Source organism: Derxia gummosa DSM 723 (assembly GCF_000482785.1).
GTDB classification, from domain to species: domain Bacteria; phylum Pseudomonadota; class Gammaproteobacteria; order Burkholderiales; family Burkholderiaceae_E; genus Derxia; species Derxia gummosa.
The window spans coordinates 71229-94578 of record NZ_AXWS01000014.1 but is presented as its reverse complement, the minus strand read 5'-3'; the positions used below and the strand labels follow the sequence as shown (position 1 = coordinate 94578).

The window sequence follows — 23350 nt, the reverse complement described above, 5'->3', positions numbered from 1 at the left end:
CCCATCCCCGCCGGCCGGCGCACAACATCCATCACAACCCGGCCGCGCGTTCCATCCCATCCATGCCATTTGGAGGAGCAGACATGCCAGACCAGTACATCCTCGCGCTCGACCAGGGCACGACCAGCTCGCGCGCCGTCCTGTTCGACCGCGCCGGCCGCATCGTGTCGGTCGCGCAGAAGGAATTCCCGCAGATCTATCCGCAGCCGGGCTGGGTCGAGCACGACCCGGCCGACATCTGGAGCAGCCAGGCCGGCACCGCCGCCGAGGCCGTCACCCATGCCGGGCTGAACGGTGCCGCCATCGCCGCCATCGGCATCACCAACCAGCGCGAAACCACCATCGTCTGGGACCGCGAGACCGGCAAGCCCGTCTACAACGCCATCGTCTGGCAGGACCGCCGCACCGCCGACTTCTGCGACCAGCTCAAGGCGCGCGGCCTCGAAGCCGCCATCCGCGCCAGGACCGGCCTGCCGATCGACTCGTACTTTTCGGCCACCAAGGTGCGCTGGATCCTCGACAACGTGCCCGGCGCGCGCGAAGCCGCCGAGGCCGGCCGCCTTGCCTTCGGCACCGTGGACAGCTGGCTGATCTGGAACTTCTCGCGCGGCGGCAGCCATGTGACCGACGTGACCAACGCCGCGCGCACGCTGCTGTTCAACATCCACACGCTGCAATGGGACGAGGAGCTGCTGGCCCTGTTCGACATCCCGCGCTCGATGCTGCCGCGCGTGACCGGCTCGTCGGAGGTGATCCAGCCGACCGAGACCACGGTGTTCGCCTCGCGCATCCCCATCGCCGGCATCGCGGGCGACCAGCACGCCGCGCTGTTCGGCCAGATGTGCCTGGAGCCGGGCATGGTCAAGAACACCTACGGCACCGGCTGCTTCCTCATGATGAACACCGGCAGCCAGCCGATCGAGTCGCGCAACAACCTCGTCACCACCATCGCCTGGAAGCTCGGCGACGAGGTCACCTATGCGCTCGAAGGCAGCATCTTCATCGGCGGCGCGGTCGTGCAATGGCTGCGCGATGGCCTGGGCCTGATCCGCAGCGCCGGCGAGACCGAGGCGCTCGCCGCCAGCGTCGAGAGCACCGACGGCGTGTATCTCGTGCCGGCCTTCGCGGGCCTGGGCGCGCCGCACTGGAACCCGCGGGCGCGCGGCTCGGTGTTCGGCATCACGCGCGGCACCACCACCGCCCATCTCGTGCGCGCCGCGCTCGAAGCCATCGCCTACCAGTCGGTCGATGTGCTCAAGGCGATGGAGGCCGACGCCGGCACGCCGATCCGCGAACTGCGCGTGGACGGCGGCGCGGTCGCCAACAACCTGCTGCTGCGCTTCCAGGCCGACATGCTCGGCGTGGACGTGGTGCGCCCGACCGTGACCGAGACCACCGCGCTCGGCGCCGCCTACCTCGCCGGCCTGGCCGTCGGCTACTGGAAGGACGTGGGCGAGATCCGCGCGCAATGGGCGCAGGACCGCCGCTTCGCGCCCGACCTGCCCGCCGCCGAGGTGGAGCGCCGGCTCGCGGGCTGGCACCGCGCCGTCACCGCCGCCAAGGCCTGGGCCGACGCCTGAAGCACGGCGGAGCCGTGGCCGACCGGGGCGCCCGAGCCCCGATCGGCCCGGCCCGATCCGGCCGGCATGGCCGGCTTGCCCGGCGCGCGCAGGAGACGGCGCGCGCCCTCCGGCCTTCAAGCCGCCGGCACCGGCGGCGGGCCGGTCCCACAACGATTCCAAGCACAAACACCGGAGTTCCCATGTCACCGCTTCTCGCCGAATTCATCGGCACGGCCGCGCTCGTCCTGCTCGGGGATGGCGCCGTCGCCAACGTCCTGCTCGCCCGCACCAAGGGGCGCGGTTCCGATCTGATCGTCATCGTGTTCGGCTGGGCCGTGGCGGTGTTCGTCGGCGTGTTCATCGCCGCGTCGTACAGCGGCGCGCATCTCAATCCGGTGGTGTCGGTGGCGCTGGCGCTGACCGGCAAGTTCGACTGGGCGCGGGTGCCCGGCTACGTGGCGGCGCAGATGGCGGGCGGCGCCTTCGGTGCCTTCATCGTCTGGCTGGCCTACCGCCAGCATTTCGCGGCCGAGGAGAACGCCGACCTCAAGCTGGCGGTGTTCTGCACCGGCCCGGCCATCCGCAGCGTGCCGCACAACCTGCTGACCGAGGCGATCGCCACCTTCGCGCTGGTGTTCGCGGTGCTGTGCATGGCCTCGCCGCAGGTGGGGCTGGGCGCGATGGGCGCGCTGCCGGTGGCGCTGCTGGTGCTGGGCCTGGGCATCTCGCTCGGCGGGCCGACCGGCTATGCGATGAGTCCGGCGCGCGACCTCGGCCCGCGCCTCGTGCATGCGCTGCTGCCCATCCCCGGCAAGCGCGACAGCGACTGGGGCTATTCGTGGATTCCGGTGGTCGGCCCGCTGCTCGGCGGCGGCGGCGCGGCGCTGGTGTACCAGATGGCGGCGGTGGCGAAGTAGGGCGCGCGGCGGCGGGTGCGCGGGCGCGGGGCGTTCGCTCGCGGCCCGTGCCGGGGTGCGCGTGCCACTCGCGCCGGGCGGCTGGGACGCGAGCGGCCGGGCCGGCGGTGCCGTCGCTCAGGCCGCCTGCTCGCCGGCCCGTCCGCGCCCGTCGCGCCAGCGGTCGAGCACGGCGCGCAACGCGTCGAGCGAGACCGGCTTGGCGAGGAAGTCGTCCATGCCGGCGGCGAGGCAGAGCCGGCGGTCATCCTCGGTGGCGTTGGCCGTCACGGCGATGATCGCGGCCGGCACGCGGGCCTCGGCCTGCTCGATGGCGCGGATGTGGCGCGTGGCCTCGTAGCCGTCGAGCACCGGCATCAGGCAGTCCATGAGCACGAGGTCGAAGGCAGTGCCGCGCGCGGCGGCGACGGCCTCGCGGCCGTCGGCGGCGAGGGTGATGTCGACGCCGCAGCAGTCGAGCATCGCGCGCATGACTTCCTGGTTGACCGCGTTGTCCTCGGCCACCAGCACGCGCTGGCGGCGCGGCGCGGCGGCGGCGCGCGCGGTGGCGGCATGTTCGTGCGCGGGCGAGAGGCAGTCGAACACCGCCGCGAAATGGAAGTTCGAACCCGCGCCGAGCTGGCTGTCCACCTTCAGCTCGCCGCCCATCAGGCGCACCAGCCGGGCGTTGATGGCGAGGCCGAGGCCGGTGCCGCCGTAGCGCCGCGTGGTGGAGCTGTCGGCCTGGGTAAAGGCGTCGAAGATGCGCTCGCGCGCGTCGGGCGCGATGCCGATGCCGCTGTCCGCCACGGCGAAGCGCAGCCAGACCTTGTCCGGTCCTTCGGCCGGCGCGGCCGTGAGTTCCAGCCGCACCCAGCCCGAGGGCGTGAACTTGATCGCGTTGCCCACGAGGTTGACCAGCACCTGGCGCAGCCGCAGGCCGTCGGCGCGCACGCACAGCGGCACGTCGGCGGCGATGTCGCATTCGATGCGCAGCTCGCGCGCGGCGGCCTCGGCGAGGAAGGCTTCGATCACCTCGCGCGCGAGCCGGCCCGGCTCCACCGGCTCGGGCGCGAGCGCGAGCCGGTCGGCCTCGACCTTCGAGAAGTCGAGGATGTCGTTGAGCAGCCCGAGTAGATGCCGGCCCGAGGCCGCCGCCGCCGTCACGTAGCGGCGCTGGCGCTCGTCGAGCGTGGTGGTGCCGAGCAGCTCGGTCATGCCGATCACGCCGTTGAGCGGGGTGCGGATCTCGTGGCTCATGACGGCGAGGAATTCGCTCTTGGCGCGGTTGGCGGCGCGCGCCTCCTCGGTGGCGCGAAGCAGGTCGGCGGTGCGTTCCTGCACCAGCTGCTCCAGGCCGTCGCGCTGCTGGGCGAGCTGGCGGTCGCGGTCCTGGATCTGGCCGAGCATTGCGTCGAAGGCCGAGGCGAGCCGGCCGATCTCGTCGGCGCGGTCGATGCCGCTGCGGCGCGCGTAGTCGCCGGTGGTGCGCACATGCTCGGTCAGGCGCGTGAGCTGGCCGAGCGGGCGCGCGACCTCGGCCTGCTGGCGCGCGAGCAGCCGCGCCGACAGCAGCAGCGCCAGCAGCAGCAGCCCGGCCAGCGCGCCGGCACGCAGCGCCACATGGCGGATGACCGGCGCGATGTCCTCCACCAGCACCACATGGCCGATGGTGTCGCCGGCCACCACCACCGGTTCTCGAAAGCGCAGCGTGAGCACGCCGAAGCGCTCGTCGGCGTCGGCGGCGGCCCTGTCGTCGGCGAGAGGTTCGCCGTGCCCGGCCGTGGTGTCCTCGATGCCGCCGCGCGTGAAGCGCGCGAGCACATGGCCGTCGAGACCGACGATGACGGCGCTGCCCACCGCCGGGTCGCCGCGCAGCGAGTCGAGCACATCGCCGCCGACGCGCGCGTCGTCGAAGGCGAGGGCGGCGCCGCTGTTGCGCGCGAGCAGGCCGGCGACGCGGCGGCCCGACTGGATCGCGTCGTCGCGCACGAACAGCATCTCCGTGCCGCCGACCAGCGTGGCCGCAAGCAGGAAGGTCAGCAGCGCGCTGCGCCGGTTGATGCGCGCCAGGCGCGCGGCGAGGGTGTCGGACAGTCGGGCGCGCAAGGGCATGTCAGTAGACCTCGCGGGCGAGTTGCAGCAGGCGCGCGCTGACCGCGAGGCCGGTCTGGGCCAGGGCGGCACGGTTGATCTCGAAGCCCACGCGGTCGGCGGTGAGCACCATGTTGATCATCACGCCGCGGCGCGCGAAGCCGTCGCTGTCGGCCACGGTCAGCACTGGCTGGCCGGCCAGGGCGTCGAGCACGTTGGGCAGGCTGGCGCGCGCGCCCCGGCCGATGAACAGCATCTGGCAGCGATCGAGCCCGACCGGCTCGGCCAGCCGCAGCAGATGGATCGGCCGACCGTTCACGAGCCGCCCGTCGATGCGTTCGAGCGCATGGTCGAGTTCGCTGGCGCCCAGCAGGCACAGGCGCAGCATGCCGTTGCCGGCACGCTCGGGCGGCCATTCGGTGAAGGCGGCGAAGTTGGCCAGATAGCCGGCCTTCACCTCGCCCTCGCCCGCGGCCTGGGCCGGCGAGGCGAGGCCGAAGGCCAGCGCGAGCAGCAGGCGCAGGGGCGCGCCGAAGGTACGACCGAGGGCGTGCAGCATCAGAACGCCACCCGTAGCTGCGCGCGCAGCATCAGACCGTCCTGCGGGATGCGGCGCAGCTGCTCGCCGTCGTAGCCGACGTTGTCGGCGCTCGCCACGTCGTAGCTGCGACGGTCGAACAGGTTGAAGGCGCCGACATCGAGCGTGGTGCGGCGTCCGAGCGGCAGCGCCGACAGGTTGACGTTGACGATGGCGCGCCCGGCCACCGGCGCGCCGTCGGGGCCGAGCCGGCTGCCGATCGCGCGCAGCTCGACCGCGCCGCGCGCCTCGCCCATGCCGAGCGGATGGCTGAGCTGCATGCCGCCCTGCAGGCGCGGCGCGTTGGGCGTGCCGCCGCGCGGAAAGCTGGCCGGCATGAGTCCGACGATCGGGCCGCCATCGGCGGCGGCCGAGGCCTGGAACGGCCCAGCCGAATACGGCGCGGCCGTCGGCGAGCCCCAGGTCGAGCGCAGCGTCTGCCAGGCCGCGCTCGCGCGCAGCCGCGTGCCGCCGTCGAGCGCGAATTCGGTTTCGAGGTCGATGCCGTGGCCGCGCCGCGTGCCCTCGCCGGTGATGTCTGCGCCGCCGAAGGCTTCCTTGCGGGTGCCGATGAGCCGGCTGGCGTCATAGGTCCAGAAGCTCGCCTGGCTGCGCCAGTTGTTGCTGGCGTAGTGCTCGACGATCAGCTCGGTGTCGCGGATGGTCTCGGGCGCGAACTGGCGCGGCGTGCCTTGGAGCACCTGGGGCAGGAAGATTTCCTCGAACTGGCTGGCGGTGCGGAAGGCGCGGCTGCCGACGAGCTTGACGCTGGTGGTCTGGGTCGGTTGCCAGATCAGCGCCGCACGCGGGCTGATCTGGGTGCCGCCGTCGTTGAAGTAGCTGTCGGCGCGCAGGCCGAGATCCAGCTGCCAGTGCTCGGCGAAGCGCCAGCCGTCCTCGGCGTACACGCCGGCGAGGCTGCCCGGGTCGTTGCGCTCGCGGCCCTGTAAGGGACCGATCACCGATTGCACGCGGCGGAAGTTGCGCTTCAGTTCAATGCCGCCGGCGATGCGGTGGTTGGCCAGGCCGGTCCAGTCGGCGCGCAGTTCGAGATTGCCGCGGTCATTGCCCCAGCCCTGGGCGACGACGACCGGATCGCCCGAGACCGGGCTGTAGTAGGGGTAGTGACCGCTGCCGCGCATCGACATCCAGCCGCCGAGCAGGCTCAGGCGCAGGTCGGGCGCGGCGTTCCAGCCGGTTTCGGCGCCGAGCAGCACGCGCCGCTCGCCGGTCTCGAACCCGGGATCGGCGTAGATCGTGCGGTAGGCCGGCGTGGGCACCTGCTTCTCGCGCTCGTTGGCGGCGAGGGTAAAGGTGGTGGCGCCGGCGCGCAGTCGCGCATGCAGGTTGTCGGCGCGCTCGGCGTCGCGGCCGGGGGCGCTGGTGGCGTTGCTGCCGTCGATGCCCTCGAGTTCGTCGAAATGCAGTCGCGCGCCCTGGCTGCGGTAGCGCCCGGCCGACAGCACCAGGTCGGCCGTGCCGTCGGCCAGGCTGCCGCCCCAGCTCGCGCGGGCCTCGCGCATGCCGTTGCTGCCGGCGCCGGCCAGCGCGCGCCAGCCGGGCATCGAGGCCGGTTCGCGGCTGACGATGTTGACCGTGCCGATGAAGGCGCCGCTGCCGAACGAGGCCGAGCCCGGCCCGGAGATGAACTCGACGCGCTCGATCATGCCGACATCGATCGGCAGGTCGCGCCCGACCGGGGCCTGGCCGAGCACGTCGTCGTTGAGCCGCTGGCCGTCGAGCAGGAACAGGAAGCGCGGGTTGTATTCGCCGGGCCGGCCGAAGCCGCGCGCGCTCAGGTAGTAGTAGTTGCGGTCGTTGCTGACGAACACGCCGCGCAGCGCGCCGAGCACCTCGTCGAAGCTGCGCCAGCCGTGGGCGCGGATGTCGTCGGCGGTGATGACGCTGACCGCGCCGGGCACGTCGGCGATGCGGCGCGGGAACTTCGAGCCGCTGAACACCGGCTCGGCGGCCAGCTCCTCGAGGCTCAGCTCGGTGGCGTCATGCGCGCCGGCCGGCAGGGCGCAGAGCAGGGCGGCGAGCCAGCCGCCGAGCCGCGCCACCTGTGCCGCCAGCCCACGGCGCGCGCGGCGACGTAGGCGGAAGGCGTGGGCGATCGCGGACGGAAACCAGGGCATCGCGGGCAGGCGCGGGGCTGCTGCGGCCAGCCACACGCACATGTCTTGTTGTTTGCTGAGGTCCGCCGGCGGCGGACCGAGCCCGGAGGGTAGCCGGAACTGTCCACGTCTGCCTTCCCATCAGGAGGAACGGTCAGAACGCGTCCTCCCAGCGGGTGCTCAGTCGCATCGCGCACATGATGATCCCCACCATGCTGTAGGTCTGGGGGAAGTTGCCCCACAGCTCGCGGCTGCCGAAGTCGATGTCCTCCGACAGCAGGCCGAAGCGGTTGCGGCAGGCGAGCAGCTGCTCGAACTGCTCGCGCGCGCGCTCGGTCTCGCCGATGCGCGCGAGCGCCTGCACGAGCCAGAAGGCACACACCAGAAAGGCCACCTCGGGCGTGCCGAAGTCGTCGGGCTCGGCATAGCGCAGCAGGAAGTCGCCGCGCCGCAGATGGGCCTCGATGGCGAGCACGGTGCCGCGCAGGCGCGGATCGTCGGCGGGCAGGAAGTCGAGTTCGCCCATGAGCAGCAGGCTGGCGTCGATCACGTCGCCGCCGAACACGGCCGAGAAGCCGCCGATGCGCTCGCTCCAGGCGCGCTCGCAGATGACGGCATGGATGTGGGTGGCGCGGTCGGCCCAGAAATGCTCGCGGTCGGGCAGGTGGAGCTGGCGCGCGATGCGCGCGAGCCGGTCGCAGGCGGCCCAGCACATCATCGACGAGAAGGTGTGCACCGATTGCCGGCCTCGGAACTCCCAGATGCCGGCGTCGGGCTTGTCGTGATTGGCCCAGGCCTGGTGGCCGAGCCGTTCGAGCTGGCGGAACAGCGCCTCGTCGCCGGTGCGCGCGAGCCGCTGGTCGAAGAAGGCATGCGTGACGCCGACGATGACCGAGCCGTACACGTCGTGCTGGACCTGGAGGTAGGCGAGGTTGCCCTTGCGCACCGGCCCCATGCCGCGATAGCCGGCCAGGCCGGGCATGCTCAGTTCCTCCAGGAAGGCGTCGCCGTTGATCGAGTAGCAGGGCTGGAGCTGGTCGTTGCCGGCCTCGGCCACGATGTTCTCGAGGTAGTGCAGATAGCGCTCCATCGAGCTGGTCGCGCCCAGGCGGTTGAGCGCGTTGACCACGAAGTAGGCGTCGCGCAGCCAGCAGTAGCGGTAGTCCCAGGTGCGCACCGTGTAGGCCGCCTCGGGGATGGAGGTGGTGAGCGCGGCGATGATCGCGCCGCTGTCCTCGAAGGCGTTGAGCTTGAGCGTGATGGCGGCGCGGATGACGGCGTCCTGCCATTCGAAGGGCACGGCGAGGTTGCGCACCCAGCGGTGCCAGTAGGCGGTGGTCTCGCTCAGCAGGTGGCGGCCGGCTTCGCTCGGCGCCTGCGACAGCGTCTCGTCGGGGCCGAAGATGAAGCTGGCCTCGTTCTCCAGGATGAAGGCGCGCTTTTCCAGCACCGCGCTGATCGAGGCGTCGGTGGTCAGGCGCATCGCGTGGCTGGGGATGAGGGCGCGGATGTGGTGGCTGCCGAAGGTGATCTGAGGCGTGGCGGCGCCGTACTCGCAGCGCGGGTCGAAATCGACGCGGATGCGCGGCCGGCCCGCGAGCCGGCGCACCACGCGCGCCAGCGTCACCGGCGCGAAGATGCGGCCGTACTGGTAGAAGCGCGGCGCGAAATCGAGGATCTCGATCGCGTTACCCGCGCCGTCGCGCTTGACGGTGCGCAGGATCGGCGTGTTGCGCAGGTATTCCTGTTCGACGGCGGCGCAATGCTCGATGTCGATGCTGAAGCGTCCACGCGCGCGGACGGGCGGGTTGCGGCTCTCGGGCGCGGCGCCGGCCGTGGTTGCTTCGGCCGTGGCGCGCGGTTCGCCGTGGATGGCGACCACGGGCGACGCGGCGTTGGCGGGATCGTCCGGGTCGGCGGCCTCGGGTGGCATGCGCGGCACGGACTGGCCGTCGAGCAGGGCGCAGAACACCGGATCGCCGTCGAAGCGCGGCACGCACATCCAGACCACGTCGCCGCGGGTGTCGATGAGCGCGCCGATGCGCGAGTTGCCGATCACGGCGAGTTCGAGGGAAGGCTGGAGCGGCGGGGTCATTGGCGTTGTCCTCGGGGGCGGCGATGGCCGGCCAGTCTGGGCGCGCCCGGCAGCCCGCGCCCGGCCGCCGTGTTCCCGCGTCTTATGATGTGTGACCCGATTTTTCGAGGACAGGCGTGGCTGCATTCCGTTTCGAAGCCCTGACCGATGCAGGCAAGACCGACTCCGGCGTGATCGAGGCCGAATCGGCCCGGCATGCGCGCTCGCTGGTGCGCGCGCGCGGGCTGGCGCCGCTCACGGTCGAGCCGATCTCGGCCGATGCCGCGGGTACCGCCCAGTCCGACGGCGCGCCGCGCCTGCGCGGACGCAAGCTGTCCAACACCGAGCTGGCGCTGCTCACGCGCCAGCTCGCGAGCCTGCTCGGCGCCGGCCTGCCGCTGGAACGCGCGCTGTCGGCGCTCATCGAGCAGGCCGAGCGCAACCATGTGCGCGACCTGCTCGCCGGCGTGCGCACCGACGTGCTCGGTGGCTCGACGCTGGCCGGCGCGCTCGAACGCCGCAAGCGCGACTTCCCCGACATCTACCGCGCGCTCGTCGCCGCCGGCGAAACCTCCGGCGACCTCGGCCGCGTGCTCGACAAGCTCGCCACCTATGTGGAAGAGCGCAACACGCTCACGAGCAAGGTGACGATGGCCTTCGTCTACCCGGCCATCGTCAGCACGGTGGCGCTGCTGGTGGTGATCGGCCTGCTCACCTACGTCGTGCCGCAGGTGGTCGCGGTGTTCGACCAGACCAAGCAGAAGCTGCCCACGCTCACGCTGGTGATGATCTGGCTCAGCGACTTCTTGCGTGCCGACGGCTGGCTGCTCGGGCTGGGCGTCGCGGGCATCGGCTACGGGTTCAAGCGCGCGCTGGGCGTCGAGAGCTTCCGCGCGCGTTTCGATGCCTGGGTGCTGACGCTCCCCGTGATGGGCCGCCTCGTGCAGAGCCTGAACACCGCGCGCTTCGCGAGCACGCTCGCCATCCTCGTGGGCGGCGGCGTGCCGATCCTGCGCGCGCTGGAGGCTGGCGGGCGCACCGTCGGCAACACGGCCATGCGGCGCGACGTGGACGCCGCGATCGTGCGGGTGCGCGAAGGTTCGTCGCTGGCGCGCGCGCTCGCGGCCGGCGCCAAGGGCGACGGCGGGACGAAGCGCGGGCTGTTCCCGCCCGTGCTCATCCATCTGATGGCTTCCGGCGAGAGCACCGGCAACCTGCCCGAGATGCTCGAACGCGCCGCCACCGGCCAGGGCGACGACCTGACCCGGCGCACCATGGTGCTCACGAGCCTGCTCGAACCCGCGCTCATCCTGCTGATGGGCGTGATCGTGCTGGTGATCGTGCTGGCGGTGCTGCTGCCGATCATCGAGATCAACCAGCTGGTGAGATGAGAGCCATGAGCGACGACATCCAGATCCCTTCCGACTGGCTCGCGCCCCCGCCGGCCGATCCGCTCGCCGTGGCCGCGCGCGAACTGCGCGGCCAGCGGTCGCTGCGCGAAAGCCCGCGCAACAGCTTCATGCTCCAGAACCGGCTGTTCGCGAAGCTGATCGCCGCGAGCGGAAAGGAGAAGGCGCGCGCCGAACTCATGACGCTGTCCGGCCTCGACACCGAAACCTTCCCGCTCGGCACGCCGGCCGAGCAGCGCCGTTTCATCGACGAAGCCCGGCGCCGGCTCGGCAAGCTCGCCGACGACTGATCCGGCGCGGCATCACTTCTTGCCGGCGTCCTCCTTCTTGTCCTCGATCGTCTTCGCGTCCTTGGCGAGGGTGACGACGCATTGCTTGACGTAGTCCTTGCGCGCATCGCCGGTGAGCTTCTTCTCGTCGGCGTTGCGGTTGCACTCGTGCAGATGGCTGTGCTTCTTGTCGTCGGCATCGGCGGCGCGCGCGGCGCCGGCGAGCGAGAGCGCGAGGCCGAAGGCGAGGGCGGTGGCGTGGATGGCGCGGTTGCGGGTGTTCATGCTGGGGCTCCTTGCGAAGGCGCGGCCACGCGGATGCTGGCGGGCCGGCGCGGGGACGGGACTGTGGGCGAAGGCGCCGCCGATCACTTCTGCGGCGCGGCGGCGGCGGTGGGCGCGGCCTCGGCCTTCTTCTTCGCCACGCAGTCCTTGATGAAGCTCTTGCGGGCGTCGTCCTTCAGGCCCTGCTGGTTCGCGTCCTTCGCGCATTCGTAGCGGGCGGTGTGCGGCTTGGCGGCCGGCGCGTCGGCGGCGTGAGCCGAGGCCAGGCCGGCGAGCGCGAGGCTGGCGGCGACGAGGGCGGTGCGGAGGGAGTTCGACATGAGGTTTCTCCTTGCTGGTCTGATCGGTTGCCGTCGTGTGCTGCGACGGCGGGGTCATTCGATCAGCGCCGGCCTTGCGGCCGGCTGAAGCGGGCGCGGAGAACTCTGTTGCGGATGCAAGCGGGTGTTGCGGGTGGCCCGCGCGCGGGGACGAGGCCGCGCGATGGCCGCCTCGCCGCGCCGGCTGGTGCCGATCAGCTCGCTGACGCCTTGGCCGGCGCGGCCTTGTCGGTCTTGCCGGCGGCCATGCATTCCTTGATCGAGGCCTTGCGCGCGTCGCCCTTGAGGCCCTTCTCCTTCGCGGCGTGGCTGCATTCGCCGAGCTTGCTGGTGGCCTTGGGCTTGGTCGGCGCGGCGTCGTCGGCGGCGAGCGCGGGCACGGTCGCGGCGGCGAGGCCGAGGGCGAGCAGGGCGGCGCTGGTGAGGCGGGGCAGGGCGGGCATGGCGGTTCTCCTGGGGAGGGAATGACGGTGGCGCGGCGGCGGATGCCGCCGCTCGGCGCATTTCGCTGCCGCGCGGATTTCGTCCGGCGTGGAGGAAGTCACGCCCGCTCGCCCGTGCGGGTGAATGCCGACGGACAGGGCGCGCCAGGCTTGCCCGGGCAGGGGGCTTGTGTCAGACGGCAGCGCGCCGCGCCCGTCGGCCCGGCAGGCGCAGCGGTTCCTGCCGCTGCGCCGCGGCTGCCCGCACCTCGCCATCGACAGACCCGTCACCGCCTCGCGCCGGACACGCCCGGCATACTCGCCCGATGCTCCAGATCATCCGCAGCCAGTCGCTCGAACCGCTCGCCCAGGTCTTTCTCGGTCTGCTCGACCGCCGCCCGCCCGCCGATCCGGCCGAACTGCTCGCGCCCGAACGCGTGGTGGTCGGCAGCCTCGGCACCGGGCGCTGGCTGCTCCAGCGGATGGCGCAGACGCGTGGCATCGGCGTGAGCCTCGCGGTCGATTACGCGGCCCAGGCACTGTGGAACATCGCGGTCGAATGCGTGCCCGGCACCGATGCCGACCCGCCCTTCGCGCCCGGCGCGCTGGTGTGGCGGCTGCTCGACGAGGCCGAGCGACTCGCGGCCGAGGCGCGCGCGGCGGGCGAGGGCGGCGCTTCGGCCCCGGGCGCCGCCGCGCCGCCGGCCGGCGCCGGCATGCGCGGCACCGCCCCGGACGGCGCGCGCGCCATCGCCGGCGCCAGCGTCGCCGACCTCGCGCCACTGCTCGCCTACCTCGACGCCGCCGACCCGCTCGCGCGCCTGCAATTCGCCGAGCGGCTCGCGCGCGTGTTCGACGGCTATCTGTCGATCCGCCCCGAATGGCTCGGCGAATGGGCCGCCGGCCGCGAGGTGCCCGCCGCCGGCCAGCCCGCGACCCAGGCCTGGCAGGCCGCGCTGTGGCGGCGCATCGTCGCGCGGCTCGGCTTCGAGGGGCATGTGCATCCGCTCGACCGCCTCATCGCCGAGCTGGACCAGCGCGGCACCGACTGCGCGCTGCCGCCGCGCCTGCACCTGTTCGCGCTGCCCGCGATGGCGCCGATCTACTGGCGCGCCTTCATGGCGCTCGCGCGCCACACCGACGTGATCGTCTACGCCCAGACGCCGTCGCCGCACTACCTCGCCGACCTCGTGAGCGAGAAGCGCCGCGCCCGCCTGCAACGCGACGAGCCCGACGCCGCCGACGCCCACGACATCGGCCACGGCCTGCTCGCCGCCTTCGGCGCCCAGGCGATCGACGCCGCGCGCGACCTCGACCGCCTGCTCGACCCGTCCACCGCCGAGGCCGCGAAGCGCCCGCCGCCGCCCGTGAGCGAGCCGATCGACTTCTTCGACGAGCCGCCGCCCGAGGGCAGCAGCCTGCTCGCGCAGATCCAGCGCTCGGTGTTCGACCTCGACGACGCGGTGCGGCTGACGCTCGCCGCGCCCGCCTCGTCGTCCGCCGCGCGCCCGGCCCGCCGCGCCGATGCCGCGCGCGAGCCGCCGGCCGCCGGCCAGCCCGCCGCGCCCGACCCGCTGCCCGACCGCTCGCTCAGCTTCCACCGCTGCCACGGCCTCGTGCGCGAGCTGGAGGCGCTGCACGACGCGCTGCTCGCGCGCTTCGCGGCCGACCGCACGCTCAAGCCCGGCGACATCCTCGTCTGGCTGCCCGAGCTGGACGTGGCCGCGCCCGCCATCCACGCCGTGTTCGGCACCCAGCCGCGCGAGCGCCGCATCGCCTACGCGGTGTCGGGCCTCGCGCAGCCCGGCGACGGCGGCCTCGGCCAGGCCTCGCTCGCGCTGCTCGACTTCGCCAGCTCGCGCCTCGGCGTCGATGCCGCGCTCGACCTGCTGCGCCTGCCGCCGGTGGCGCGCCGCTTCGGCCTCGACGACAGCGCGCTCGCCCTGCTGCCCGACTGGCTCGCCGGCGCCGGCGTGCGCTGGGCGCTCGACGCCGCCGACCGCGCCTCCCACGAAGCGCCGGCCGATCCGCGCCATACCTGGGCCTGGGGCCTGGAGCGGCTGCTGCTCGGCATCGCCTTCGGCGAGCGCGGCGCGGGCGACGGCGTGTTCGCGGGCACGCTGCCGCACGCCGGCCTCGACGATTCGGCCTTCGACGCCCTCGGCGGCCTGCTCGACTGGGCCCGCGTCGTGGCCGAGCTGCGCGCCGGCATCGCCCGCCCGCGCCCGGTGCGCGACTGGGCCGACTGGCTCGGCGCCATCTTCATGCAAGCGCTTGCGGCGCCCGACGACGTGCCCGACGCGATGGCCCGGCTGCAACAGGCGCTTGGTCGCGTCGCGCGCAACGCGGCGGCCGGCGGCCACGAGGCGCCGGTGGAATTCGCGCTCATGCGCGACCGCCTCGCCTGCGAGCTGGACGCGAGCGCGCCCGGCGCCGTGCCGCAGGGGCAGATCACCTTCACCACCTACGGCGCGTTGCGCCACCACCCCTACCGCGTCATCGCCATCCTCGGCCTCGACGACGCCGCCATCCCGCGCAGCCCGCAACGCGTCGAGTTCGACCTGCTCGCGCCCGACCCCAAGGGCAACGAGCGCGCCCGCCGCATCGACGACCGCGCCGCCTTCCTCGCCGCGCTGCTCGGCGCGCGCGAGGCCGTGCATCTGTCGTGGCGCGGCTTCGACGCGCAGACGGGCGAGGAGCTGCCGCCCGCGATCGTCGTGGCCGAGCTGCTCGACTGGATCGGGCGACATGACGGCACGGCGGATGCGACGGCTGGCGCTGCGGGGCGCGCGTCGTCCGGCGCGGACGCGGCCGCAGTGCAAACGATTGCAAGGCCGCTCCCGCTGCGCGAGCGCCTCGTCATCGACCACCCGCTGCACGCCTTCAGCCCGCGCCTGTTCGGCGCGCCGCCGCCGGCCGGCGAGGGCGCCGCGCGCACGCCGCCGCAGCGCAGCTTTCGCACCGAGCTGGTCGCCGCCGCCGCCAACGTCACGCGCCCCGCGAGCGCCCGCGCGCTCGGCCCGCTCGCCGTCCGGCCCTTCCTGCCCGCGCCGCTGCCCGCGCCCGCCGACTCCGGCGCCGACCTCGACGCAGGCTTCCTGCGCGATTTCCTCGCCCATCCGGCGCGCTTCTTCCTGCGCCGTCGCCTCGGCCTCGCCACCGCCTGGCACGAGGCCGCGCCCGAGCCCGAAGAACCCTTCGCGCTCGACCGCTTCGGCGCCGCCGGCCTCGCCGACGACTTCGCGCGTCGCCTGCTCGCGGGCGCCGACGCGGCCAGCCTGCGCGGTCGCGCCGAGGCCGACGCGCGCATCCCGTCCGGCGTGCCCGGCGCGCTGTTCGGCGAGCGCATCGTCGAGCAGGCCCAGGCGCTCGAACGCCGCGCGCTGCCGCTGCTCGCCGCGAGCGAGCCGCCGCGCAACGTGCTCGTCAGGCTCGGCGCCGAGCGCGTCGTCGCGCGCCTGCCCTACATCCACGCGCTCGGCGCCTGGAACCTCGTCGAGCGCGGCGGCTCGGCGCGCATGCGGGCCGAACTGTGGGTCGCGCACCTGCTCGCCTGCGCCCACGCCGGCCGGCAGGTCGGCCCCACCATCCACCTCTGCGCCGACGGCGAGGCGCTGATGGTCGAGCTGCCCGACGGCAACTGGCGCGCGCCGCTCGAACGTCTCGTGGCCGACGCGCGCCTCGGCCTCACCGCGCCGCCGTGGTGCCCGGCGCGCACCGCCTGGGGCCTGCTCGGCCGCTGGAAGGAGCGCGGCGAGCCGCCGCCACGCGCCGCCGCCGAAGCCCAGTTCTGGGCCGGCGACCGCGCGCATGAACGCGACGACGGCGCCTGGCGCCTCATCTTCGGCGGCACGCCCGACCACATCCCCGACGCCGCCGATTTCGCCGCCAGCGTCGCCACACCCTGGACCGAAGACTTCCCCACGCTCGCGCTGCGGCTCTACGGCGCCGCGTTCGACGCGGTCGTCATCAATCAGAAGGTCATCGGGGCGCGGCTCAAGGCCTGGGAAGAGGAACTGCAATGACGCCGCCCGATCAGCTTCACGCCGGCACGCCGGCCGCCATCGCGCCAGCCATCCCCGCCTTCGACGCTCCGCTCACCGGCCTGCGCTACATCGAGGCCAGCGCCGGCACCGGCAAGACCTGGACGCTCGCCGGCCTGGTCGCGCGGCTCGTGATCGAGCGCGGGCTGGAGATCGGCCGCATCCTCGTCGTCACCTTCACCAAGGCCGCCACGGCCGAACTGCGCGCGCGCATCCGCGACCGGCTCGACCTGCTGCTGCGCTGGGTCGAATGGCGTCTCGCCGCCGCCCGCGACGCCCACGATCCGGCGTCGTCCGGCGACCTCGCGCCCGGCGGCTCCGCAAGCCTTCGCCAGCCCGACGACGACGGCTTCTGCGCCCGCTACACCGCCGCGCTGCCCGATCTCGCGCTTGCCCGTCGCCAGCTCGTCGCCGCGCTGCGCAGCTATGACGAAGCCTCGGTCTTCACGATCCACGGCTTCTGCCAGCGCGCGCTCGCCGAGCGTGCCTTCTCGGGCCGCCAGCGCTTCGAGCTGGAACTGCTCGACGACATCGCCGGCGCGGTGCGCGAGACCGTCGCCGACTGGTGGCGGCGCAAGGTCGTCGCCCACGATCCGACCGACGCCGCCTGGTGCCCGGCGCCGCTCCATCCCTGGCTCGCCGCGCGCGTCCAGGCCGCCTGGGAGGCGCCCGCCGTGCTGGCCGAAAGAATCGGCCCGCTGCTCAACCGTGAGGGCGCGGCCTGCCTCGGCGGCGAGCCGCCCGAACTCGGCAGCGCGCTGGCCGGCCTGGCGCGGGACTGGGCCGCGCTGCGCGCCGACTGGCAGCGCGACGGCGCCGTGCTGGCCGACGCCGTGCGCGCCTGCAAGGACCTGAGTGGCACCGCCTACCGCGCCGCCTGGATCGACGGCTGGCAGGCGCGCATCGACGCCGCCGTCTGGAGCGACGCGCTGCCCGACGCCGACGCGCTCGATGCCTTCACCCGCTTCGGCGCCGAGCGCCTGCATTCGCGCATGAAGAAGGGCGCCACCGCGCGCTTCACGCAGCCGCTGTGCGCGCGCATCGACGCCTTCTGCGCCGCCGCCGTCGAGGAGACCGGCGCCGGCCGCAAGGTCGTCGCGTGGGCGCTGCGCGACGCGTTTGCAAGCGTTTGCAGAGAGCTGCCCGGGCGGCTCGAACGCGCCGGTGGCCTCGGCTTCTCCAGCCTCATCACGCGGCTGCGCGACGCGCTGCTCGATCCGGCGCGCGGCGAGGCGCTCGGCGCCGCGCTGGCCGAGCGCTATCCGGCCGCCCTCATCGACGAGTTCCAGGACACCGACCCGACGCAGAACACCATCTTCCGCGCCATCTACGGCGAGCGCGGCGACAGCGCGCTCGCGCTGTTCGTCGGCGACCCGAAGCAGGCGATCTACGCCTTTCGCGGCGCCGACCTCGACGCCTACTACGACGCCATCGGTCGCGCCGAGTCGGCCGGCAGCCTCGTGCACAACCGCCGCTCGACCGCGCCGCTGCTCGCCGCCTTCAACGCGCTGTTCGCGCGCGAGCATCCGTTTCGCCTGCCCAGGCTGCCCTATCCGCCCGCCGAGGCCGGCGCCACGGTGCCGCCGCTGCTCGTCGACGGCGTGGCGCCCGCGCCCTTCCGCTGGCTCTGGCTCGACGCGGCCGCCGACACCAAGGCCGACCGGCTCGGCGACGCGGCGCGCGCGGCCACGGCGGCGCTGGCCGAGCTGCTGGCGGCCGGCGCGACGGCGAAGCGGGCCGGCAGCGACAGCAGCACCGGCGCCCGCATCCAGGGCCGTCCGCTCGCGCCCGGCGATTGCGCCGTGCTCGTGCGCACCAACGCCGAGGGCGAACTGATGCGCCGCAGCCTGCTCGCGGCCGGCATCGGCTGTGCGCTCAGCGCCCGGCGCGCGGTGTTCGAGACGCCCGAGGCGCATGCGCTGCTCGACCTGCTGCGCGGCGCCGCCAACCCGCGCGACAGCGTCGCCGCGCGCGCCGCGCTCGCCGGGCCGTGGTTCGGCTGGAGCGCCGCCGAGGTGCTCGAAGGGCGGCGCGCGCTGGCCGACGAGGCGGCCAGCGCGCCGGTACCGTCCGGCATGGCGGGCGTCGCCGCGCCGGGCGTATCCGGTGCCGGCGCGGCCCGCCCCGGCACCGCCGCGTCGGGTACCGCCCCGGACGCGCCGCAAGCGCTTGCAGGCCCGTCCTCCGTCCTCCCGCGCCATGCCGACGGCTTCGAGCTGCTGTCCGCCGCGCGCGAGGTCTGGCTCGCCCAGGGCGTGTTCGCCATGCTGCGCGGCCTCGCGCTCGCCCACGACCTCGCCGGCCGGCTCGGCGTGCTCGCCGACGGCGAACGCCGGCTCGCCAACTGCGCCCACCTCATGGAACTGTGCGATGCCGCCGCGCGCGACCTGCCCGGCCCCGAGGCGCTGGCCGACTGGCTCGCCGCGCGCATCGACGCGCCCGGCAGCGCCGGCGAGACCGCCCAGCTGCGCCTCGAAAGCGACGAGAACCTCGTGCAGATCGTCACCATCCACAAGAGCAAGGGCCTGGAGTACCCGGTGGTCGTGCTGCCCTTTCTCTGGGCCGCGCGCAAGCCGCCCAAGGCCGAGGGCGGGCCGAAGTCGGCCGTCGCGGCGGCCGGGCCGGTGTTCTTCCACGACCCCGCCACGCGCGCGCCGACGCTGCATTTCGCGGCCGACGACGCGGCCACGCTCGCCGCCTGGGACGAGGAAGCCGAGGAGGCGCTGCGCCTGCTCTACGTCGCGGTCACGCGCGCCAGGCAGGCCTGCCTCGCGGTGGCCGGCCCCTTCGACGGCCTCGCGCAATCGGCGCTCGGCTGGCTGCTCGGGCTCGACGGCGAGGCCGAGCCCGACGCGGTGCGCGCCGCGCTCGACGCGATCCGCGAGCGCGCGCCCGAGGCCATCGCCGTCGCGCCGCCGCCCGAGCCGCGCAACATCGGCCCGCTGCTCGCCGAGGGCGCCGACGATCTCGCGCTCGCCGCCGCCGCGCCGCCCGGCTGGATCGCGCCGGCCTGGCGCTACACCAGCTTCACCGGCCTGCTGCACGGCCGGGGCGACGCCGGCGACCATGCCGCCGAGCGCGACGAGTTCGCCGGCAGCGCGCTGCGTGAAGCCGGGCGCGCCGTCGATGCACCGACCGGCCCCGACGCCGATGCCGCCGCGGATCTCGCGGTGGCGGCCGAGGCGCGTCGCACCGCCGATGTACTGCGCGCTGCCGAGGTGCAGGCTGACGCCGACCTGCGCTGGCACTGGCCGCGCGGTCCCGAGGCCGGCGTCGAGCTGCACGCCTTCCTCGAGCCGCTCGACTGGACCCGCCCCGCCGCGCGCCAGCCCGCGCTGCCCTGGCCGCGCGGCGCGCTCACCGGCACGGCTGATTCCGGCGGGGGCATGGACCTCGGCGGCACGGCGGAGGCGCCGCCCTCGGTCGCACCCGCCGACGCCGCGCCGGCCGCCGGCCCCGCCGACCGCCGCGCCGCCTTCGCCGGCTGGATCGACGCGATCGGCGCCGCGCCGCTGTTCGCCGCCCTGGCCGAACCCGGCACCGGCGCGTCCGGCGCGTCCGGCGTCCCGCGCGCGGTTGCCGCGTCGGCCGGCGCCAGTCTCGCCAGCCTTCCGCGCGCCCATACCGCGCGTGAAGTCGAATTTGCGATACCGCTTTCACCGCATGCGCTCGAACGTGGCCTCGACGCGCTGCGCCAGCACGGCGTCGCGCTGCCACCGGTCGATACCGGCCGGCTCGGCATCGCGGGCGGCTGGCTGCGCGGCGTGATCGACTTCGTGTTCGCCCACGACGGCCGCTGGTGGCTCGCCGACTACAAGTCCAACTGGCTCGGCGACCGCCTGTCCGACTACCGCCCCGCAGCGCTCGACGCCGCCATGACAGCCGAGGGCTACCGCCTCCAGGCCTGGCTCTACCTGCTCGCGCTGCACCGCTGGCTCGGCCTGCGGCTGCGCGGCTACGACCCGGCGCGCCATCTCGGCGGCGCGCTCTACCTCTTCCTGCGCGGCATGACGCCCGCGCTGCCCGGCAACGGCGTCTGCCATGTGCCCGTGGACGTGGCGGCGCTGCTCGCCTTCGACCGCGCGCTGCCCTGGGGTGACCGGCCGGCGCAAGGCCGCAAGGAGGCCGCATGAGCATCGCCCGTCCCGGCATCGGCCTGCTGCTCGATGGCGCCACGCCCGGCCTCGGCGGCGCGCTCGGCAGGCTCATCGGCTTCCATCACGCCCGGCTCGGCGGCGCGGCGGCGGCCGAGCGCCATCTCGCCGTCGCCACCGAAGCCCTGGTCGAGGCCCACGCGGCCGGCCACGCCTGCCTGCCACTCGATGAACTCGCCGCCAGCGCCGGCCTCGGCGCCGCCGCGCTGCGCCGCGTGCTGCTCGCCTCGCCGGTCGTGCTCGCGGTGCGCGCCGACGGGCAGGCCGTGGAGGCCGCGTCCACCGCCGATGCCGGCCCGGCCATCGCGCCCGGCGAGCGCGTCGCGCCACCGCCCGACCGTCCGCTCGTGCTCGACGACCACGGCCGGCTCTACCTCGCGCGGCATTTCGATTCCGAACTGAGGCTCGCGGTCGCCTTGCACGCGCTTGCGGGCGAGGCCGATCCGGTCGCGCCGCCGATGCCGGCCGGCGCTGGCGCGGCGCTGCCCGCAGGCGTCACCGGCGACCTGTTCGCCGAGCTGCTTCCACCGCCGGCGCAAGCGCCGGCCGGCACCTCTCCCGCCGCGACCGGCGCCGTCTCCGCCCTCGTCGATCGTCTCTTCCACGGCCTGCGCCCCAACCCGGCCCAGCGCGCCGCCGTCGAGCGCGTGCTCGCGCAGCGGCTCGTCGTCATCACCGGCGGGCCGGGTACGGGCAAGACCACCACCGTCGCGCGCTGCATCGCCGCCGTGCTCGAGGCCGAGCCCGATACCCGCGTGCTGCTCGCCGCGCCCACCGGCAAGGCCGCCGCGCGCATGAACGAGGCGCTCGCGAGCCAGCTCGCGCTGCTGCCGGCCGACCTCGTGGCGCGGCGCCGCCATCTGCCGCCCGCGCGCACCGTGCATGCGCTGCTCGGCCTCGTGCCCGGCAAGGCCGACGCCATCCGCCATCACGCCGGCCGGCCGCTCGACGCCGACCTCGTCGTCATCGACGAAGTCTCGATGCTCGGCCTCACGCTCGCGCGTCGCTTGGCCGACGCGGTGCGCCCGGGCGCCCGGCTCGTGCTGCTCGGCGATCCCGACCAGCTCGCCTCGGTCGAGACCGGCCTGGTCCTCGCCGAGCTCGCCGCTGGTGATGCGCCGCCGCTGCCGCAAGCGATTGCGAGACTCGCCGCCGGCCAGCGCTTCGCGGCCGACAGCCCGGTCGGCCGGCTCGCCGCCGCGCTGCGCTCGGGCAAGGCCACCGCCGTGCTGGACGCGCTCGCGCTACCGGGCGGCGGCGCCCCCGTCAGCCTCGACCCCCGCCCGCTCGGCGACACCGCGCTCGCGCGCGAGCTGCTGCCGCTGTTCGACACGACGCTGGCCGAGCTGGCCCGGCCCGACTGCGCACCCGCCGCCGCGCTCGCCGCCTTCGAGCGCGCCCGCGTGCTCTGCGCCGTGCATGACGGCCCGCGCGGCACGCGCGCGCTCAATGCCGCGCTCGGCCGGCTGGTCGCGCGCCGCCTCGCCGACGCCGGCCGCGCCGATGCCGCCCTGGCCGGCGACTGGCCGCACGGCCGGCCGCTGCTCGTCACGCGCAACGATCCCGGCACCGGCCTCGCCAACGGCGATGTCGGCCTCGTGCTGCACGGCGAGGACGGGCCGCGCGCCTGGTTCCGCCTCGGCGATGAGCTGCGCGATTTCGCGGTCACGCGCCTGCCGGCCTGCGAGACCGCCTGGGCGCTCAGCATCCACAAGGCGCAAGGCTCGGAATTCGACCGTGTCGAGATCGTGCTGCCGCCGCCGGTGGAGGGCGCCGCCCAGCGCCTGCTCGCGCGCGAGCTGATCTACACGGCGGTGACGCGCGCGCGCCGCGAACTGAGGCTCTGGGCCGATCCGGCGCTGCTCGCGGCCTGCGTCGGCCGCGTCACGCGGCGGCATTCGGGGCTGGCCGACCGGCTGCGCGCGCTTGCCGCTTGCGGATCCGCCCCTGCATCAGCGCTGGTAGATGCCAGCGGCATGACCGCTGCCGACCTGCGTGACTGACGCACGCTGGCCAGCGCCGGTCTGCGAGATCCAGGCCGTGCTCGACGACGCGGCGCTTTGCTGCACGGACGCGACGTGGAGGCTGCCGACCTGAGTGATGCTGGCGCTGCCGGACGCCCCGGTCTGCATCACCGACGCAATGTTGTCGTCCCCCGACTGCGAAATGGACGCCGAATTGGAGCTGCCTATCTGCATCGTCGTTGCACGATTTCGATTGCCCGATTGCGAAATCGAACTGGACAGCGACTGGGCACTTTGCTGCACGCTGCTGGCGCTATTCAGGAAACCGGTCTGATAAATGCTGGACGAGCCAATCGGCGCTGCGCCATATCCGTAGTAGTAATACGGATAGCCGTAATAATAGTAGCCTTCGGTCGAGCGCTCCTGGGTGGCATTGGCCGTATTGAAGGAGCCCGATTGTGAAATCGAGATATTCCCCCCGCTCACCCGATCCTGAAGGCCGGACGCCGTATTGTCATTGCCACTCTGCGAAGTCGTGATGGACGAGCTCGGCGTGCCGTAATAGCTTGAGTACGACGTTGAGCCAATTTGCTGCGCCGCCGCCGCATTGTTGAAGCCCGATTGACTCAGACTGGCATTGGTGTAGTTGGCGCCGCTTTGCTGAGTGACATTTGCGCGCTGGTTGTTGCCCGATTGAGCAATGGCAGCCGAACCATATTGCGTATTGTTCTGATAGATCGTGGCGGTCAGTGAGGAACCATTAGTCTGGGTGATGGAAGCACTCTTGCTGTAGGCACCGCTCGATTGCTGGATGGTGGCCGTCGCATTCGTCACGTAATCCTGGCGAGCGCCCGCAGAATTGCTGCTGCCCGATTGATAGACCCTGACCTTGGCGTTGTTGCTGTAATTCTGATTGATGCCGCCATTGGCGTAGTAATAGGCACCAGAACCCGGTGTGCCGACATTGTTGTTGTTGCCGCTTTGCACGACGACGGCCGATTCGGTCTGGTTGCCGGATTGGCTCACATAAGCCTGATTCGACGTGCCGGTCGTATTGATGCTGGCTTCGGCGGCCATGACGGCCAGCGGCGTGCCGGCAAGCGCCGTGGCAATCGCGACGGCGATCGGGATTCGCTTCATGTCGTCTTCCTGATGTTGGTTGGT

15 protein-coding genes are annotated in these 23350 nt (G+C 73.6%); 7 read left to right on the top strand and 8 right to left on the bottom strand.

Features of this window, described 5'->3' with window-relative positions; translation table 11 throughout:
- Positions 1–83: 83 nt before the first annotated feature.
- Together glpK and H566_RS0113940 are read left to right on the top strand one after the other, a co-directional pair.
- Positions 84–1580 (top strand): glycerol kinase GlpK, encoded by a 1497-nt coding sequence (gene glpK / locus H566_RS0113945; RefSeq protein WP_028311917.1) that lies wholly within the window; start codon positions 84–86, stop codon positions 1578–1580.
- Positions 1581–1762: 182 nt separating this feature from the next.
- Positions 1763–2479 carry an MIP/aquaporin family protein gene (locus tag H566_RS0113940; protein WP_028311916.1) on the top strand — a complete coding sequence of 239 codons (717 nt, stop codon included), beginning with the start codon at positions 1763–1765 and terminating at the stop codon, positions 2477–2479.
- Between the two features lie 117 nt (positions 2480–2596).
- Here H566_RS0113940 and H566_RS25155 read toward each other — a convergent pair whose 3' ends face one another.
- From H566_RS25155 to H566_RS0113920, 4 genes are all read right to left on the bottom strand, one after another.
- Entirely contained in the window at positions 2597–4573 is a 1977-nt protein-coding gene (locus H566_RS25155; protein ID WP_051378769.1) for an ATP-binding protein, read from the bottom strand.
- 1 nt (position 4574) lies between these two features.
- Entirely contained in the window at positions 4575–5111 is a 537-nt protein-coding gene (locus H566_RS25150) for a YfiR family protein (protein WP_051378768.1), read from the bottom strand.
- Positions 5111–7303 carry a TonB-dependent receptor plug domain-containing protein gene (locus tag H566_RS0113925; protein ID WP_169732537.1) on the bottom strand — a complete coding sequence of 731 codons (2193 nt, stop codon included), beginning with the start codon at positions 7301–7303 and terminating at the stop codon, positions 5111–5113. The genes H566_RS25150 and H566_RS0113925 overlap by 1 nt, the downstream gene beginning before the upstream one ends.
- A gap of 97 nt (positions 7304–7400) precedes the next feature.
- Positions 7401–9341, bottom strand: a complete 1941-nt coding sequence (locus tag H566_RS0113920; protein WP_028311914.1) for a glycoside hydrolase family 15 protein — start codon at positions 9339–9341, stop codon at positions 7401–7403.
- Between the two features lie 116 nt (positions 9342–9457).
- Between H566_RS0113920 and gspF the strand changes: the two genes are divergently transcribed.
- Complete coding sequence (gene gspF / locus H566_RS0113915; RefSeq protein ID WP_028311913.1) at positions 9458–10711, top strand: type II secretion system inner membrane protein GspF; 1254 nt, start codon at positions 9458–9460, stop codon at positions 10709–10711.
- Between the two features lie 5 nt (positions 10712–10716).
- Positions 10717–11019, top strand: coding sequence for a hypothetical protein (locus tag H566_RS0113910; RefSeq protein ID WP_028311912.1), 303 nt, complete (start codon positions 10717–10719; stop codon positions 11017–11019).
- Positions 11020–11031: 12 nt separating this feature from the next.
- Here H566_RS0113910 and H566_RS29090 read toward each other — a convergent pair whose 3' ends face one another.
- From H566_RS29090 to H566_RS29455, 3 genes are all read right to left on the bottom strand, one after another.
- Positions 11032–11283 (bottom strand): PsiF family protein, encoded by a 252-nt coding sequence (locus H566_RS29090; protein WP_034411814.1) that lies wholly within the window; start codon positions 11281–11283, stop codon positions 11032–11034.
- 83 nt (positions 11284–11366) lie between these two features.
- Positions 11367–11603: a PsiF family protein gene (locus H566_RS25140; RefSeq protein ID WP_034411905.1), complete on the bottom strand. Its 237-nt coding sequence runs from the start codon at positions 11601–11603 to the stop codon at positions 11367–11369.
- 194 nt (positions 11604–11797) lie between these two features.
- Positions 11798–12046, bottom strand: a complete 249-nt coding sequence (locus H566_RS29455; protein WP_034411812.1) for a PsiF family protein — start codon at positions 12044–12046, stop codon at positions 11798–11800.
- Between the two features lie 305 nt (positions 12047–12351).
- Here H566_RS29455 and H566_RS0113890 point away from each other — a divergent pair, with 305 nt between their 5' ends.
- Genes H566_RS0113890 through recD form a run of 3 tightly spaced genes read left to right on the top strand, consistent with a single transcriptional unit; the run spans position 12352 to position 22225 of the window.
- Positions 12352–16050: an exodeoxyribonuclease V subunit gamma gene (locus H566_RS0113890; protein WP_028311911.1), complete on the top strand. Its 3699-nt coding sequence runs from the start codon at positions 12352–12354 to the stop codon at positions 16048–16050.
- Positions 16047–20201 (top strand): UvrD-helicase domain-containing protein, encoded by a 4155-nt coding sequence (locus H566_RS0113885; RefSeq protein WP_028311910.1) that lies wholly within the window; start codon positions 16047–16049, stop codon positions 20199–20201. The genes H566_RS0113890 and H566_RS0113885 overlap by 4 nt, the downstream gene beginning before the upstream one ends.
- A complete protein-coding gene (recD, locus tag H566_RS25130) occupies positions 20198–22225 on the top strand; it encodes an exodeoxyribonuclease V subunit alpha (RefSeq protein WP_051378767.1) in 2028 nt (675 codons plus the stop codon). The genes H566_RS0113885 and recD overlap by 4 nt, the downstream gene beginning before the upstream one ends.
- On the opposite strand, the gene H566_RS0113875 is transcribed toward recD, so the two are convergent.
- Positions 22175–23326 carry a hypothetical protein gene (locus tag H566_RS0113875; RefSeq protein WP_028311909.1) on the bottom strand — a complete coding sequence of 384 codons (1152 nt, stop codon included), beginning with the start codon at positions 23324–23326 and terminating at the stop codon, positions 22175–22177. The genes recD and H566_RS0113875 overlap by 51 nt on opposite strands.
- Between the last annotated feature and the right edge of the window lie 24 nt (positions 23327–23350).

What these genes read in the sequence shown, in the direction of transcription:
- H566_RS0113890 (WP_028311911.1), top strand. Translation starts at nt 12,352, where the DNA reads ATGCTCCAGATCATCCGCAGCCAGTCGCTCGAACCGCTCGCCCAGGTC.
- H566_RS0113885 (WP_028311910.1), top strand. Translation starts at nt 16,047, where the DNA reads ATGACGCCGCCCGATCAGCTTCACGCCGGCACGCCGGCCGCCATCGCG.
- H566_RS25150 (WP_051378768.1), bottom strand. Translation starts at nt 5,111, where the DNA reads ATGCTGCACGCCCTCGGTCGTACCTTCGGCGCGCCCCTGCGCCTGCTG.
- H566_RS29090 (WP_034411814.1), bottom strand. Translation starts at nt 11,283, where the DNA reads ATGAACACCCGCAACCGCGCCATCCACGCCACCGCCCTCGCCTTCGGC.
- H566_RS29455 (WP_034411812.1), bottom strand. Translation starts at nt 12,046, where the DNA reads ATGCCCGCCCTGCCCCGCCTCACCAGCGCCGCCCTGCTCGCCCTCGGC.
- H566_RS0113940 (WP_028311916.1), top strand. Translation starts at nt 1,763, where the DNA reads ATGTCACCGCTTCTCGCCGAATTCATCGGCACGGCCGCGCTCGTCCTG.
- H566_RS0113920 (WP_028311914.1), bottom strand. Translation starts at nt 9,341, where the DNA reads ATGACCCCGCCGCTCCAGCCTTCCCTCGAACTCGCCGTGATCGGCAAC.
- H566_RS0113910 (WP_028311912.1), top strand. Translation starts at nt 10,717, where the DNA reads ATGAGCGACGACATCCAGATCCCTTCCGACTGGCTCGCGCCCCCGCCG.
- H566_RS25155 (WP_051378769.1), bottom strand. Translation starts at nt 4,573, where the DNA reads ATGCCCTTGCGCGCCCGACTGTCCGACACCCTCGCCGCGCGCCTGGCG.
- H566_RS0113875 (WP_028311909.1), bottom strand. Translation starts at nt 23,326, where the DNA reads ATGAAGCGAATCCCGATCGCCGTCGCGATTGCCACGGCGCTTGCCGGC.
- glpK (WP_028311917.1), top strand. Translation starts at nt 84, where the DNA reads ATGCCAGACCAGTACATCCTCGCGCTCGACCAGGGCACGACCAGCTCG.
- recD (WP_051378767.1), top strand. Translation starts at nt 20,198, where the DNA reads ATGAGCATCGCCCGTCCCGGCATCGGCCTGCTGCTCGATGGCGCCACG.
- H566_RS25140 (WP_034411905.1), bottom strand. Translation starts at nt 11,603, where the DNA reads ATGTCGAACTCCCTCCGCACCGCCCTCGTCGCCGCCAGCCTCGCGCTC.